Here is a 15,365-nt window from a genome sequence, read left to right as displayed (position 1 = left end):
GGGAAAGCTGCTCAAATTTGAAATCACTTTTGTCGGAATCACTTCAGGGTGTTGATGGCCTGGGTGATCCACTTCAAAGCTGTGGGCACCTGCGCACGCATGTCTGCCACATCGGAACTTTTGCTCTCGTGGTTGAAGTAGCTGTAGGCGAATTTCCTGCCGCCCGGCAATTCCACATAACCCGTGAGGGCCATGAGCCGCCAGCCTGTTCCCAATTTGGCTCCCCAGTAATTCACCGGAAACGGCAGGGGTTTGGGTTTGCAACAGCCTTTGGCAAACGTGTCCCGGTAGAACTGCAAACTGCTCTGGCTGAGCTTGCCTGGAACAAAGGGATTTGCCACCAGCGTGGTGAATTCTCTGGGGGTGCTGACGTTCTGGGTGTTGAAATCAATTCTGGAATCGTAACGTCTGCGGAAATAACCGTTTTTGCCGTCCAGGGCTTCCAGCAAATCTTCTGCCTTCACATTGAAAGAGGTTTTCACCAGGTCCACCGCCATGGTGATCTGATCGGTGCGGCCAGCACTGGCAAAAGCCTGGGTGCTTTGCAAAAGGGTGACTTGCGGGAAATAGTGGCCTCCCAGTCCGGCCTGCGCGGTCCACCAGGCTTTGGTGGTGAGCATGATCCGGGTGTTGCAGAGCCCCAGGCTGTCTGCGGTCTCCTGAGGATGCAGGAGTCCGGTGGTGAGGTGCAGCATGTCGTTGGCGGTGTTCTCGGACACCCGAATGGCCTGTTCGGCCAGATGGGCGATGGTGTTGGTGCCTCTGGAGTAATCCAGAATGCTGCGCATGGCTTCGGTGGTGGTGAGGGTGCTGTTCAGGGTGTATTTTCCGGCATCAATGTCTTCCAGCACGTCATAAAGCACCACCTGCTTGTAGGTGCTGGCCAGCGGAAAAGCCTGGTCTGCGTTGTAGACCACCGCCCGCACAGGCTTCAGGGTGAGGCTGTCCAGCTCTGCCACAAACAGCCCGATCCGTCCGGTCAGCACGGCAGGCGGAGGAGGAGCTGCAAAAGTGGTGACCGGGGCTTTGTTGCTCAGGCAAGTTGAATTGAGGCCTGCAGGGCTGGTGGGTGCAGGAAGGGGAGCCAGGGTCGTGGGGGAATCCGCAGCTCTGGGCACGTCCAGAATCAGGCGCATGCCTTCTGTGGCATTGTCCAGGGTGCTGACCACGATGCCCTGCACCTGACCTGTCAGCACAATCTGGTTGCCTTTCTGCTGGTAACTCAGGTTCAGAATGCCCAGGGAACGGCCTTCTGCAGGCAGGTTGATCCCTGGCAGGATGATGGTGAGGGTGCTGGCGGTGCTGACCGTCTGGAAGGTGGTTTTCACATTCAGATCAAATACGATCCGGTATTTGTCCGGGTGCGCTCCAAGGCGTGGGGCAGCCTGTGCAAAATTCACCGTGGTGAGAACGACCAGAGGAACAAGAAGGGAAAAGGGGGCATTGCTCAACATGCAGCCCATTTTAGAGCCTTTGGCAGAAGAACAAGCGGCTTGCTTTCTGGGAGATGTTTTTTGAAATGGAAGAATTCCGTTGAATCCTTCCATTTCACCAAAAAAAGCAGTAGAGCCTTTGACAGAACAACAAGAGGTTTGGTCTCAGAACAGTGTTTTTTGAAAGGGACAAAAGCAGTAGAGGGTGCCTCCCTGCGCTTAAAGCCTCTCCTCCCTTCGACTTTCTGAAAGAAAATTCATGTTGACCGGTAAACCAGACAGGTGGCTCGCCTTTTTGTAAGAAATCTGTTATGGTCACTTCATTCCACATGGCATTTCAAGGAGGACCCCATGCACATCAGCACCTATGCAGCGAGCACCCATGCTTCAGCCCAGGCCGTCTGGCAGTTGTGGAGCAACCCCCAGAACTGGCCCCTTTGGGATCCCACACTGGAACGCATGGAACTGGGAGGGCCTTTCCGGCAACACGTGAAAGGAACGCTTTTTTACAAAGAGGGCAGACAGGTGCCCTTCGAGGTGGTCTCCTGCCACATGCTGGAAAGTTTTGTGGTCAGCATCCCCTACCTGCGCGGCACCCAGCTGGTCATCAAGCGCACCCTGACCCAGGATGGAGATCTGTGGGCCTTTGAACAGGAAACCAGCCTGCATGGCAGCAAATTTGATCTGCTGTTCCTGAGGGGCAAGAAAGCCGAGTTGCTGGAAGCCAGCGGTGTGCAACTCGGGCGGATGTTTGAAATTCTGGAAGAGGGCCTGCAGCCAGAAAGTGGCTCCATGCCTGCAGGACGCACCCAGAAAGGGTTCTGAATCTCTCTCTGGGTTCACCTGGATGGCAAATTCAGCTGGGTTATGAGTTCTGATGCTGCTGCCCGTCCTGCCCGGTTCGCCCCGATGGTGGAAGCAGAGGGACCATGGCCCACCAGATGAATCCTGGGGTCCCGGGCCACCTGGGTGGCCAGTCTTCCTGTGAGGGTGATGCCTCCCCCCTCTTCTCGCAAAAACAGGGGGTCCAGATGGTCCAGGCTGCTGCGAAACCCGGTGCACCACAAAATCACATCGGCCTGCAATTCACGGCCATCGTCCCACACCAACCCCTGTTCCGTGATGGCGCTGAACATCGGCAAACGGTGCAACACTCCCCTTTCCTGCATGGCCTGCACTGCTGGTGTGAAAGGCAAACCCGTCACCGACACCACCGATTTTGGAGAGAGCCCCTGCCGCACCCGGTCTTCCACCTGTTTCACTGCAGCCCTTCCGGCCTCTTCATCGAAAACCCCGCTGCGAAACCACGGCTCCTGGCGGGTCACCCAGGTGGTGCGGGTGACGTGTGAAATTTCATCCAGCAACTGCAAAGCAGAAATCCCACCTCCCACAATGACCACGTGCTGTCCTGAAAATTCTGCTGCTGTGTGGTAATCGTGGGTGTGCAGTTGCCTGCCCTGAAAACGCTCCCTTCCCGGAATGTCCGGGACGTAAGGGGCATTCCAGGTGCCTGTGGCATTGATGATGCCCTGGGCCAGCAGGGAAAACCGGTCGGTGCTGATTTTCAGGCGTTCCCCATGGCTGGTCACGCTCTGCACCTGCACAGGCCGGTACACCGGAAGTTGAAACCGCTCTTCGTACAGGGCAAAGTAATGCGGCACCGCCTGGCTGGCCTGCACGCTGGTCTGTCTGGACTCCAGGGTGTCTGCAAAAGCCAGCCCGGGCAGATCGTGAATCCGGTTCACCGTGCTGAGGGTCAAAGAAGGCCAGCGGAACTGCCAGGCCCCTCCTGCAGCAGGGTTTTCATCCAGCACCACAAAACCCCGTCCGGGTGCAAGACCAGCCTGTTTCAGGTGGTAGGCCGCAGACAGCCCGGCCTGTCCGGCCCCGATCACCACAATGTCCGTTTTGAAAGACACACCTGCAGGAGGAAACACACGGGTGGGGTTCTGCTGGTTGCTGGCCATGGGATCATGGTACCGGGAGGCGCGCTGCAGGATTGTGGGCACTGCACGCCCGCATCCTCCACAACGGGTATGCTGAAAACCATGCAAGCAGCCCGCATCCTGGTGGTGGAAGACGAACACAGCCTCGCAAGCATCATGGAAGCCTACCTGCGGCGGGAAGGCTTTCACACCGAGCGGGCCAGCTCTGGTAAAGAGGCCCTGCAACTGGCGCACACCTGGAAACCCGACCTGATCCTGCTGGACATCATGCTGCCCGAACTGGACGGCCTGGAGGTGCTGAAGCGCCTGCAAACCGCGCAACAGGACGTGCGGGTGATTTTGCTCACGGCACGCAGTGAACAGCTGGACAAACTGCTGGGTTTGAAGCTGGGGGCAGACGATTACGTGGTGAAACCTTTTGACCCCAACGAGGTGGTGCTGCGGGTGCATGCTGTGCTGCGCCGCTCCCAGCCACAACCCACCCCGGCCCTGCGTCTGGGCCAGCTGGAACTGGACCTGCAGGCCATGAACGTGCAGGTGTCTGGAACACGGGTGCACCTCACCCTCACCGAGTACCGCCTGCTGGAGGTGCTGGCCCGCCATCCGCAACGCACCTTCAGCCGAGAGGAGCTGCTGGAACGTTGCTGGGAAGGCGACGCCCTGGGACGCACCGTGGACGTGCACATGGGCACGCTCAGGCGCAAACTGGAACAGCACGGCATTGTGGGCATGCTGGAAACCGTGCGTGGGGTGGGGTACCGCCTGTGGATCCAATGACTGTGAATCCAGAAACTGTGAATCCAGAAACTGTGCATCCAGAAACTGTGCAACCAGCGAAGAATAAAAGCCGCTTTTTTCACAGCATTTCAGGGCAGGTGGTGGTGCTGCTGACCGGGGCCATGCTGCTCAGCAGCCTCAGTGTGATGGTGCTGATTTTGTTTGTGGTGCGAACCGAATTGCATCTGGTGGTGCAGTCTTTGCCTGCAGGGGTAAGGCAGGTCTTTGAGCAGCGCTGGCAGGCTTTGCAGCAGGGAACAGATCCCACCCTGGATTTTGACCTGCCCTGGTATGTGCTGGTGATGCTCTTGCTTCCTTTGCTGCTGTTGTTCTGGTTGTGGAAAAAAGTGCAGCAACACCTGGTGCGCCCCCTGCAACAGGTGTCCCGTGCCGCCCGCACCCTTGCCCAGGGAAACCTGCGCATCACAGGCCTGAACCCCACAGGCAGCGGAGAGGTGGGCCAGTTGCAGCAGGATGTGCAACACCTCAGCCAGCAATTGCAGCACCTGCAGCAGGAACGGGAGTACAGCACCGCCGCAATTGCCCATGAACTGCGCACCCCTCTGGCGGTGTTGCAGGCCAGATTGCAAGCCCATCTGGATCAGGTCTTGCCCCTGGACGATGAAGCCGTGGGGTTGCTGTTGCAACAGGTGCTGGCTCTGGGTCGCCTGACCGAAGACCTGCGAATCCTGTCCCTCTCAGAGGTGGGTCAACTGGATTTGAAGCCAGAGGTGCTGGACTTGAAAGCCTGGGTGCAGGGCTGGCATGCTGGCACGGCTTTGCACCTGCAGGGATCCATCGAACTGGTGCTTCCCAGAGCACCTTTGCAGGTCCGGGTGGATGCTTCCAGGCTCAGGCAAATCCTGGGCAACCTGTGCCAGAACGCTGCCGTGCATGGCGGGTCTCACGGCATCCAGATTCACCTGCAGCAAGACGGGCCTTTTGCCTGTTTGCAGGTGCTGGACCAGGGACCGGGATTTCCAGCAGGCGAAGAAGAGCGGGTGTTCCAGCGTTACCACCGCACAGATGCCTCCCGTTCCCGCCACACCGGAGGGAGCGGTCTGGGTCTCAGTGTGGTGAAATCGCTGGTGGAACTGCATGGAGGGCGCGTGCAGGCCACCAACCGCCCGGAGGGTGGGGCCTGTGTGATGGTGTGGCTGCCGCTGCACATGTGACCGTGCATGTGAATTGCCCAGAACCGTCAGGACAGGAAGGCCACATGCTGGAAGTTCTGAACCCACACCAAAAAAGGAGGGCATGGACCCCCCTCTGCTGACACCCTTTGAATCCTGCTAAAACCCTTCCGATTTCACATAACACCAGACGCGTTTCTCATCCACGCAGAACTGCGGGGCTCCGGTCCACCAGCGGAATTGCACGGTGGGGTAAAGCATGGAATTGAAGAACAGCCATTTGAAGGGTTTCTGGGTTTCTGTGCGGGCTTTGAGCAACAGGCCACTGCGGACCTTCCACTTCCAGTAACCGATCTGCTCCACTTTGCCATCGGCTTCCCGGTACACCCCTCCCCCACGCAAAGTGAACGAGGTGGCTTTGGGGCAGGTGCTCATGCAGGTCCAGGTGCCACTCAAGTCACTGCTGGTGGCCAGAAAAGTGTTGACCACCGGGAGGCCCATCATGGCAATCAGGATCACCAGTCCAATGGAGAACAACGCCCAGAAGGTGCGGTGGTCCCGGCGCGGTCTGGGAAGGGGTTTTTGCAGTGCAATCCCAGACATGTGTCACCTGCCCTTCTGCAGGCAGGTTCTGTGAAAATCAGCAGGAAAATTCAGAATCATCATGCCACCTCTGGGGTGTTCTGGCAGGCGCAACCCCCCTGACCAGCAAGAAACAGGCTTGTAAAAGTTTCGCAAAGGTCCTGTTTCCATGATGATCCGCTCTGGTCAGGCAAGAAAGGAGAAAAGCACTTGACAGATGGTCGCTTTGCAGGGTTTCTGTCAAGGTGGAGCAAAGCACAAGGTCAGGTGAAGGGTTCAGAGCATTTCTGTGGGTTGTCTGTGCTGCAAAGACAGCGGATAACGCCGCCACAGGGCCTGCAAATGGGCATGCACTTCTGCAGGATCGGCAGGTTTGTACACGCAATCGTCTGCTCCCAGGTCCAGCAGTTGAGCGGTTTTCGTGCGGTCCAGGCGGGAGGCCAGCAGCAGGATGGGGATGTCCCAGCTGGACCGCAATGCAGGCAGCCACTCTTTCAGGCGCAAGCGGTCCTGCACCTCCACAATCAGGGCATCCGGGACGGGAAAACCCTCCAGTGCATCCGTCTGGGTGCAAAGCATCACGGCCATGTTATGGTCTTCAAAATAAAGTTGCATCCTCAGGGCATTCACAGAGAGATCACCCAGCAGCACAATGTTTTTCATGAATCCTCGCTTCCGAACCCTCAGGAGGTCTGACTGTTCTGACTGTAGGGTAAAGTCAGGGTGTTAACATCCTGTTAAGGCCCAGCCGGGAACTCAGTCTTGCAGGTGCATGATCACGCTGTAGTTGCTGAGGATCACTTTGAGTTTGCCTTCAAAGGTGTGGTCGGTCAGGGTCCCAATCAACTGGGCTTTGACGGTGGTTCCGGCACTCCATCCAGCACCAAACAGCCTGAATTCGTTGCCCAGCACCTCGGCTTTGCTCTGGTAGGAGGTGCCTGCCCCGGCCCCCTGCGAGAGGGTGAGGTTGAAATCCAGCTTGCCACTGGTTCTCAGGGCGTAACCCGACACATCGTAATTGTTGTTGCCAGAGATGTTGTAAAAAACGCCCCGCACCTGCAGGTCTTCCTGGCGGAGCACCAGCACCATGCGGTAATCGGCACTGGTGAAGGTGCCGGAACCTTTCCCGGTGAATTCCAGGGTCTGGTAGGTGTACTGGCGTTCCTGGTTGCCCTGCACAGTGGTGGGGGCATTGATCAGGACTGGAGCGCAGCCCATGAGCACTGTGGCCAGCCCTCCGGCGGTCAGCAAAACATTGAAAATCCGGCGCATGGCTTCACCATAGCAGGCATCAGGAGCATCCGGGTGGAGGGATGATGAGGAAAATTCCCTCCCAGTCTGGAACCGGGAGGGGCGTGGGCAAATCGGGATCAGCAGCACTTCTCAGAAATACTTGACGGTTCCTGCAGCGTACATCTTGTTCAGGGCAGAGACATCTCCGGCATCCAGGGCCACCCGCTGTCCGATGGCGCTCAGGGCCACGCCGTTTTTGGGAACGATGGTGGGTTTGCCGTTGCTGCTGAAACCGTAAGCCCCGTAGTGCATCACGCTGTTGTAGTTGTAGGCTCCGTAATCGCTGACGGTGTTTCCGCAAGCTTTGTTGAAGTTTCCAGAGTAACCGCTCTTGATGTTGGCCCACTGAATGGTCACATAGTTGTCGCGGTCGCAACGGCTCTGCTCGTGGAAGAGGCCTGCTGCGTGGCCCATCTCGTGCTGCACCACACCCTGGCTGAAGCATTGCAGGCGAAGTTGTTGCACGCCCCCCTTGTACCCGATGCTGCTGTGACCGCAAGCGTTGGGGTCGGTTTCGCGGGTGAAGGCCACCCGGTTGGCTGCTGCAGGCTGGTAAATCCACTTGACTCCGGTCACCCGCATGTTCCAGTCTGCCAGGGCCACCGCAATGGACTGCTTCTCGGTCTGGGTGAAGGTGTTGTCTACAGAGTAGTAGATCTTGCCGTCTTTCCAGCGGGAGTCCTGGCAGGTGGTGAAGAAGAAGGTGATGTCACAGTTCTTGATGATGCCCACGCCCTGCGGACTCACCTTGTTGTTCTGCGCTTCGGGGTCCTGTCTGGCCACCAGAATTTCTTCGTACTTGCTGACCATGCCAGAGAATTCCTGCTCGGTTCCCACGATGATGTCATCCGAGATGATCAGGCCGTCCAGAACGCGGTAATTGAAGGTCTCTCCGTTGCTGAAAGTCTGGGTTTTGATGTCTTCGGCTTTTTCCTGCACGGCAGGTTTTCCACAAGAGGCGAGGACAAGGCTGAGGGTCAGGGTGGCGATCAACAGTTTTCCGGGGTTCATTTTGCTGGTTTTCATGGTGTTCTCCTGGGTGGTGCTCTGGATTTCAGGGGAGTGTGCGTGCTTCCCTTTTGATGCTTAAACTTTAGAACACCACCCCTGAAAGACCTTTGAACGAACCCTGAACGCTTTAAAGGGGTGTTCAGAGGCATTTCAAAATCACGAAAAGGGCTTCTGGGTCAGGCTCTGGAAATTTTCAAGTTTCAGGCCTGCCCACCCAGCGCAACACGACAACATCCAGCACTCCAGTCCAGACCCATCTAAACAACCCCTTCCGTTCAGACTTCTGAAAGGGTGTAAAACTTACTCTAAGTCCAGCGTTCCTGCTGCAGGAACCGACTTCACTTCCGGTTTTCGCCCTCTCTGCCCCAGCTTTTTCCCAGACGACGTTCCCTGATCCTTTCCATTCCCAGGAAGGCAGGCCGTTCAACGTGTTTTTCAGGCGAAAACCCCTCACAACCCTTCCCCAGCAGTTGCTGCCCAGGGCTGGCCTGTTGCAGGAGACCCTGAGCAAACTGCGCAGCAAGTGGGTTGTGCTGGAAAACATCCAGATTGACCACCTGCATTCCTGCACCGTGTTGATTGCCGGGCAAGGGTGTTTTGTGTTGTTCTTGCAGGACACCGCCGGGGTGATCCTGCACAATCCCAGATCCCTGATCGTGAACGACCAGAACCTGATGCCGCAGGTGGCCCTGGTCCAGCAGGGCACCGCCTCGCTGGAAACCCGTCTGGGGCATCGTGTTCATGCCGTGATGGTGTTCAGGCAGCTCATCGAACCTGCTGAACTGAAAAGCCGCAGCCTTTCCGCCAGTGTCACCCGTGAATGGGAAATCGACAGTGTGAAGATCGTCACCTGGGACAGTTTGCTGCCTTACCTGTCCATGTTCACCCGCAAAACCCTCTCTGAAACCGAAGTTCAGGGCATGCAAAGCCGCATTGCGAGATTGGAGTTCTGATGACCCGACTGACCCCCGCCACCGCTGGAATCCCTTTCAAACACGACCACCTGCCCACCTTCCGCATTCAGGGTCTGTCCAGATGGCAGATGGATTACTTTGCCCGCCTTGCCGACATCCACCAGTTCTTTCACCCGGAGGGTCCTGAGCCCATTGCTGCCGATCTGGTGGGTTATGCCTACCGGAACTTTGACATTTACGTGTCCAAAGAAACCGTGTATTCCTCTCAGGAGCGGCAAAACAGCCTGCTGAGGCAGATTCTGGACCGGGTGGCCCTGGAGAGAACACACGCACTGTATGTGCTTCCCAGCAAAGACCACCCTGGTGCAGGGTGCTGCTGCCTGATCAAACGCCGCTGGGAAGACGAGGTGTTCAGGCTGCTGGAGGAATTTGATTTGAAACGGGAGTGGGTGCGGTGAGCAGGGGGTCAGGCTTTTAGAAAACATGGAAGCAATGCCCTTATACTGAATTCCATGAAATGGATCCCGATTGTATTGCTGGCCTGCTTGTCTTGTATGGCCACAGCCCAGTGTGTTGAAAAGCCTGAAACGCCTCTGTTCGACCTGGGGCTCAAAGAGCCCCGCCTGGTCAAGAGTGTTTATGACTACAAAACCATCATCATTGATGAAAATGGAAAGTCTTTGAATGCAGCATACGCGGAGGATTGGACACTTCGAAATGGCAAAGTTGTTTCATATATGGCTTACAGGGTCTCATCCCATGAGAAAGTTGCCGTCAAAAACTACATCTACCAAAATGAACGCATGGTTCGTTACAGCGAGTAGTATGGTGATTATGAAAACCAATATACCGAATACTTATACGATGCAGCAGGACGACCAGTTAAGGCCAGTACTTATAGATTGAAAGTCGATAAAAAAGCCGAGTATATTTATTATCTCGCATGCGATTACGACAAAGACACCATCACAGAAATAAGATATGACCCTGACAAAAATTAAAAGTGGCAGATTTCTTCCAAAACCATTTATACCTATCAGGGAGATCGGCTTATCAGAAATATTGATCAATTTCCTGGTGGTGTAACCCCAGAATTGACTGTAACAACCGCCTATCAGTATGATTCGCAGGGCCTTAAAGTCAGAGAAACCACTGTCTTCTCCACTTCCAGCAAAGAAAAATCCACAACATTCCGCTACGATTCACAGGGGTTGCTGAGCACCTACGATTTCGTCAGTGTGGAATACCAGCTGGATGCACATGGCAACTGGCTCACCCGCACCACACTGCTCAAAGAGGGAGGCAAAGCCCAGGAGTCCCGCAAAATCGAGTATCTGAACAAATAAACGCCCCTGCACCCACAGGCTTTGCATTTTCGGGCGCTTCTTCCTATACTGAAACCGTGTTGATCCGTAGGAGTACTGTGGCGATCAGCCCCAGCGAGTCAGGGACGGTGTGAGCCTGACGGTCAGAGCCACAGGAAGGGCGACGGGGAGCAAAACAACTGCATAAAAGTGCCCGAAATTTTCGGGAACTGGGGTGGGACCGCGGGTGTCCTGTTACACATGACAGCATTCGTCCCCAGGTGGAACTTCAAGCCACCTGGGGACGTTTTTTTGTTTTCCGGTGAGAGATGCAAAGGAGAAACGGATGCAATACTTTCAGGACCTGATTCTGGAACTGGACAAATTCTGGGCCGAGAACGGCTGCGTGATCACCCAGCCTTACGACACCGAGGTGGGGGCAGGAACCTTTTATCCCTCGACCTTTTTGCGTGCCCTGGACAAGAAACCCTGGCGCACCGCTTATGTGGCCCCCAGCCGCAGACCTGCAGACGGGCGTTACGGCGAGAACCCCTACCGCTTCCAGTACTACTTTCAGTACCAGGTGATTCTGAAGCCCAACCCCAGCGACGTGCAGGAACTGTACCTGCAGAGCCTGTACCGCCTGGGCATCGACCCCAACAAGCACGACATCCGCTTTGTGGAAGACAACTGGGAAAGCCCAACCCTGGGGGCCTGGGGCCTGGGCTGGGAGGTGTGGCTGGACGGCATGGAAATCACCCAGTTCACCTACTTCCAGCAGGTCGGGAGCATCGACGTGTTCCCTGTGACGGCAGAAATCACTTACGGTCTGGAGCGCATCGCGCTGTACCTGCAGGGGAAAAACCATGCCTTTGATCTGGAGTACGCTCCGCCACCAATCACCGGAGCGCCTCCGGTCCTGATGGGCGACATCCGTCGGGATTTCGAGTGGCAGCACAGTGATTACAACTTCAACGGGGTGAACAAGGACCTGCAGCGCCAGAACTTCGAGAATTACGAATCAGAGGCCAACCGCCTGCTGGCTTCCGGTCATGTGTACCCCGGTTACGAGTTCGTGATGCGGGCTTCCCATTGCTTCAATCTGCTGGACGCTTCCGGCAGCATCTCCCATGCAGAGCGTCAGGCTTACATTGGCCGGGTGCGCAAAATTGCTGCAAAAGCCGCCCAGGCCTACGTGGACCATGAGAACAACAAAGAAGCCCAGAAACAGGCCAGCCAGGAGGTGCAAAAATGATTCTCTTGTTTGAAATTGGCACCGAGGAACTGCCAGCCTTCTATGTGGATGAGGGCCGTGAAGGGCTGGAAAACCTGCTCTCAGAACGCCTGAAGCAGGCCCGTCTGCAGTTTGACCAGATTGAGCTGTTCTCCACGCCGCGCCGCCTTGCTGCACGGGTGTCTGGTCTGCCCGAACGCCAGGAGCGTCAGGTCACCGAGCGCCGTGGACCCAGCGTGAAAGCCGGGGAAAAAGCCGCCCAGGGCTTTGCAGGCAGCATCAGCAAGACCCTCTCGGACCTGACCGAGAAAGACGGCTATTTTTACGTCACCCTGACCGATGAAGGCAAAACCACTGCAGAACTGCTGCCAGAGCTGCTGGCAAACGTGGTGCGCGATTTGCCAGCAAAACGCAAGATGCGCTGGGGTGCCGTGGAAGACTGCCAGTTTGTGCGCCCCGTGCAATGGCTGGTGGCTTTGCTGGACAGCGAAGTGCTGCCTGTAGAGGTGGCCGGATTGACCGCAGGCCGCACCACCAAGGGGCACCGCTTCATGGCCCCCACCCCGTTTGACATCCAGAGCCCTGCCTCTTACGAACAGCAACTCTCTGATGCCTATGTGATTGCCAACCAGCAGAAACGCCATGACGCGGTGATCGAAGCCGCAAAAGGAGCACTGGAAGAAGGCCAGGCTCTGGAATGGCACGCCGATCTGGTGGGTGAAATCGTCAACCTGGTGGAGTATCCCACCGCCTACCTGGGCCGCTTTGACGAGAAATACCTGAAACTGCCTGATGAAGTGCTGGCCGAAACCATGATGGTGCACCAGCGTTACTTCCCGGTCAAAGGCGAAAGCCGTCTGGTGAACGGTTTCGTGGTGATCTCCAACAACCGTGTGCCTGACGTGTCCGTGCCCATGAAGGGGTACGTGCAGGTGCTCGATGGCCGGTTGTCAGATGCACTGTTCTTCTGGAACAACGACACCCAGAAAACCCTGCTGGAACACCGGGACCGCCTTTCTGGCATGGCTTTCCAGAAGGGTCTGGGGAACATGCTGGACAAGCAGACCCGCCTGCGTGAACTTTCCCAGAAGCTGGCTGCACTGCTGGGGGCAGACTCCGGGGTGGTTTCTCAGGCTGCGGAAGTCTTCAAGGCAGACCTTGCCACCCAGCTGGTTTACGAGTACGCAGATCTGGCCGGAGTGGTGGGCAAAGCCTACGCCCTGAACGAAGGCCGCATCCCAGAAGTGGCAGATGCGCTGGAACAGGGCGTGAAACCCGTCACGGCAGAAGCCGAACTTCCAGCCACCCTGGAAGGCGCAGTGCTGTCCCTGGCAGACCGTCTGGACACCCTGGTCGGGTTCTTCTCCGTGGGCAAGGCCCCCTCGGGCAGTGCAGATCCTTTCGGGCTGAGAAGGCTGGGCATTGGTGCTGTGCGCCTGATTGCTGCTTTCGGGTTTGAAGTGGCTTTGCTGGATGTGCTGAAAACTGCAGCAGAGGTCTACCAGAACCAGAACATCGAGGTCAGCGAAGCCTCGCTGAATCAGCTGGAAACCTTCCTGTGGGAGCGTTTCTCGGGCCTGATGACTTCTGCCGGGTACAGCGTGCAGACCGTGCGGGCCGCCCGTGAAGCCGCCAGCAACTTCTATGGCGCAGCCTGGAGAATTGCCCTGCTGAAAGAGCTTTCCCAGCAACCCGAATTTGAAGACCTCGCCACGTTGTACAAACGCGCAGCCAACCTTTCCAGGGAGGTGGAGGTCAGCGAAGTCCGTCTGGACCTTGCAGAGCACGACGCTGAACGTGCCCTCTTTGCCGCCCTTTCCGAACTGCAGGACTCCAGCATCCAGTTGCAGAACGCGGCGAAAGCCTCCTTCCCGGCCTGGGACATCTCTGAAGTCACCGAAAGCAAACTGCCCCTGGATTCCCAGATCCGTCAGGTGGTGCTGATCAAACCCATCCTGGACGCCTTCTTCAACGATGTGATGGTGATGGTGGAAGACGAGCAACTGCGCAGCAACCGCCTCGCTGCCCTGGCACAGGTGCGACAGGCCGTGCAGGGTCTGGCCAGACTCGAACTGCTGTAATCAATCGTCCAGCTTCCTCTTCAGGCAAAAAGCAGCACCGTTTTTACACGGTGCTGCTTTTTGGCCCTTCACAGACCAGCCTCAAGCCTGCAAAAGGTAGTTCAGCACATCACGGGCAGTGTAATTCACCCCGTACAGGTCAAGGAAGGGTTTGAGGTGGGCCAGATCGTCCCCTGCAGTCAAAAGGGGGGCCTCGACCTCACCTCCTTTGCGCACCTGGGGCAGACCAACACTGGCAAAAAGGGTGTTGCACAGACACTTTCTGCCCACCGTGTCTTCCCGTTTTCCTCCTCTGGAGAGGTAGAGGTCCACAGGCTCAGCGGCACAGCGGAAACCCACTTTGCCTTCCGGGGTGGTGTAGGTCTGGCGCAGGTAGCCCAGATCGCAAACCCGTGTTCGCCCCTCGTAGACCTGCGGGTCGCTGAGGGTGCCTGCCTGTTGCACCGATTTGAAGGGAAATCCGGTGGGCGACAGCCTGGCATCGGTGTACACCTCAAGGGTGCCCTGCTGCACCTGTTGCAGAGCGGCCTTTTTGAGCCCTGAAGTGAGGCCAGAGTCCTGGCTGTAGGCGAAGAGGGTCCCCACCTGAATGCCCCTGGCCCCTTCCGAGAGGGCATGCTGAAGACCCGCAGGGGATCCGGTTCCTCCGGCCAGCCAGAAAGGCAAACCCAGGTCCCTGAGCACCCCAAGGTCCACCCGGTCCCGTTCACCATAGATCGGCTGCCCCTGTTCATCCTGGGCTTTGCCTCTGGCAGGTGCATTGTGTCCTCCTGCAGTGGGACCTTCCACAATGAAACCCTGGATCCCCCCTGGACAGGAACGGAAAAGCATCTGGGCGAGCGTGTGGGCAGAAACGATCGGGACGAACTGGGGCTTTTGCACCGGAAAATGTCTTCCGAAGGCCCTCTGGGGGTCAAATTCCAGCCTGAAATCCGTTCCTTCCAGACGGATGGAAGCCGCCTGTCCATGGGAAAGCCGCTCCAGGGCTTCCGGGATGTCTCTGGGGATTCCGGCCCCCATCAGGACCACATCCACTCCGGCCAGCATCGCACCGTAAAGGGCTGGCAGGGTGGGGGTCTGGATCTTGGTGAGCAGGTTGATGCCCACCTTCCCGGTGTGCCCTTCCCTGGCCAGCCACACCTCCACAAAGGTGGCCATCACCGTCAGGAGGTCCAGGTCTGAAGGCTCCAGGTTCTGCCTGAGCGGCAAGACCGGATAGGGTGTGCCCGCTGTTCTTCCCCCTGGACGGTGGTGTTTCTGATGGATGCTGCGGGCCAGGTCTGGATCTGGAAAGTGTTGCAGGGCACGCCAGATGTGTCCTCCTGGATCTCCATCTGCAAGCCGTCTGACCATCACGGTGTCGAGGCTGGTGCCTGACACCACCCCCAGCTGTCCAGCCTGCGAAACCGCACGGGCAAGTTCCCAGCTGGACACCGCAATCCCCATGCCTCCCTGAATGATGCGGGGCAATTCAGCATGCCGGAGGTCAGAAGAGGGTGGGCTGGATGAAGGGGAAGGTTGTGAATTCAGAAGACCTTTGTGGGGCATGACAACTCCTTTGATCCTGAAGCAGAGGTCCAGACAGCAAGGTCCTGCCTGGACGAATCTGGTCCTGTGGTGAGGCCAGCTGTGCAAAATGATCCGGGAACAGCATGAG

The 15,365-nt window shown here is 57.2% G+C and carries 16 protein-coding genes; 9 read left to right on the top strand and 7 right to left on the bottom strand.

Features of this window, described 5'->3' with window-relative positions; genetic code table 11:
* Window positions 1-38: 38 nt before the first annotated feature.
* Window positions 39-1,454, bottom strand: a complete 1,416-nt coding sequence (locus IEY52_RS22970) for a serine hydrolase (RefSeq protein WP_189007631.1) — start codon at window positions 1,452-1,454, stop codon at window positions 39-41.
* 330 nt (window positions 1,455-1,784) lie between these two features.
* On the opposite strand from IEY52_RS22970, the gene IEY52_RS22965 reads away from it, so the two are divergent.
* Window positions 1,785-2,258, top strand: a complete 474-nt coding sequence (locus IEY52_RS22965; protein WP_189007628.1) for an SRPBCC family protein — start codon at window positions 1,785-1,787, stop codon at window positions 2,256-2,258.
* A gap of 14 nt (window positions 2,259-2,272) precedes the next feature.
* Here IEY52_RS22965 and IEY52_RS22960 read toward each other — a convergent pair whose 3' ends face one another.
* Entirely contained in the window at window positions 2,273-3,442 is a 1,170-nt protein-coding gene (locus tag IEY52_RS22960; RefSeq protein ID WP_229684932.1) for an NAD(P)-binding domain-containing protein, read from the bottom strand.
* A 39-nt stretch (window positions 3,443-3,481) separates the two neighbouring features.
* Between IEY52_RS22960 and IEY52_RS22955 the strand changes: the two genes are divergently transcribed.
* Complete coding sequence (locus IEY52_RS22955) at window positions 3,482-4,156, top strand: response regulator transcription factor (RefSeq protein ID WP_229684931.1); 675 nt, start codon at window positions 3,482-3,484, stop codon at window positions 4,154-4,156.
* Between the two features lie 98 nt (window positions 4,157-4,254).
* Window positions 4,255-5,331 carry a sensor histidine kinase gene (locus tag IEY52_RS22950; protein WP_189007621.1) on the top strand — a complete coding sequence of 359 codons (1,077 nt, stop codon included), beginning with the start codon at window positions 4,255-4,257 and terminating at the stop codon, window positions 5,329-5,331.
* Window positions 5,332-5,448: 117 nt separating this feature from the next.
* Here the strand turns inward: IEY52_RS22950 and IEY52_RS22945 are convergent, their stop codons facing one another.
* The 4 genes from IEY52_RS22945 to IEY52_RS22930 form a co-directional block, all read right to left on the bottom strand.
* Entirely contained in the window at window positions 5,449-5,892 is a 444-nt protein-coding gene (locus IEY52_RS22945) for a hypothetical protein (RefSeq protein ID WP_189007618.1), read from the bottom strand.
* A 255-nt stretch (window positions 5,893-6,147) separates the two neighbouring features.
* Window positions 6,148-6,534, bottom strand: a complete 387-nt coding sequence (locus IEY52_RS22940) for a response regulator (protein ID WP_189007615.1) — start codon at window positions 6,532-6,534, stop codon at window positions 6,148-6,150.
* A 93-nt stretch (window positions 6,535-6,627) separates the two neighbouring features.
* Window positions 6,628-7,143 (bottom strand): hypothetical protein, encoded by a 516-nt coding sequence (locus IEY52_RS22935; protein WP_189007612.1) that lies wholly within the window; start codon window positions 7,141-7,143, stop codon window positions 6,628-6,630.
* A 111-nt stretch (window positions 7,144-7,254) separates the two neighbouring features.
* Entirely contained in the window at window positions 7,255-8,190 is a 936-nt protein-coding gene (locus tag IEY52_RS22930) for a M12 family metallopeptidase (protein WP_189007609.1), read from the bottom strand.
* Between the two features lie 413 nt (window positions 8,191-8,603).
* On the opposite strand from IEY52_RS22930, the gene IEY52_RS22925 reads away from it, so the two are divergent.
* The 6 genes from IEY52_RS22925 to glyS all read left to right on the top strand — a co-directional run bounded on the left by IEY52_RS22925 (window position 8,604) and on the right by glyS (window position 13,708).
* Entirely contained in the window at window positions 8,604-9,128 is a 525-nt protein-coding gene (locus tag IEY52_RS22925) for a hypothetical protein (protein ID WP_189007605.1), read from the top strand.
* The gene (locus tag IEY52_RS22920) at window positions 9,128-9,547 is read left to right on the top strand and encodes a hypothetical protein (RefSeq protein WP_189007602.1); all 420 of its coding nucleotides are present in this window, start codon (window positions 9,128-9,130) and stop codon (window positions 9,545-9,547) included. Before IEY52_RS22925 ends, IEY52_RS22920 begins: the two co-directional genes overlap by 1 nt.
* A gap of 54 nt (window positions 9,548-9,601) precedes the next feature.
* A complete protein-coding gene (locus IEY52_RS22915) occupies window positions 9,602-9,913 on the top strand; it encodes a hypothetical protein (protein WP_189007599.1) in 312 nt (103 codons plus the stop codon).
* Window positions 9,914-10,183: 270 nt separating this feature from the next.
* Complete coding sequence (locus IEY52_RS22910; protein WP_189007596.1) at window positions 10,184-10,435, top strand: hypothetical protein; 252 nt, start codon at window positions 10,184-10,186, stop codon at window positions 10,433-10,435.
* A 304-nt stretch (window positions 10,436-10,739) separates the two neighbouring features.
* Window positions 10,740-11,648: a glycine--tRNA ligase subunit alpha gene (locus IEY52_RS22905; protein WP_189007593.1), complete on the top strand. Its 909-nt coding sequence runs from the start codon at window positions 10,740-10,742 to the stop codon at window positions 11,646-11,648.
* Window positions 11,645-13,708 (top strand): glycine--tRNA ligase subunit beta, encoded by a 2,064-nt coding sequence (gene glyS / locus IEY52_RS22900; protein WP_189007590.1) that lies wholly within the window; start codon window positions 11,645-11,647, stop codon window positions 13,706-13,708. The genes IEY52_RS22905 and glyS overlap by 4 nt, the downstream gene beginning before the upstream one ends.
* A gap of 81 nt (window positions 13,709-13,789) precedes the next feature.
* Here glyS and IEY52_RS22895 read toward each other — a convergent pair whose 3' ends face one another.
* Window positions 13,790-15,256 (bottom strand): nitronate monooxygenase, encoded by a 1,467-nt coding sequence (locus tag IEY52_RS22895; protein WP_229684930.1) that lies wholly within the window; start codon window positions 15,254-15,256, stop codon window positions 13,790-13,792.
* Window positions 15,257-15,365: the final 109 nt, after the last annotated feature.

This window comes from Deinococcus roseus (genome assembly GCF_014646895.1).
Classification (GTDB): domain Bacteria; phylum Deinococcota; class Deinococci; order Deinococcales; family Deinococcaceae; genus Deinococcus_C; species Deinococcus_C roseus.
This window is presented reverse-complemented; position numbering and strand designations above follow the sequence as displayed.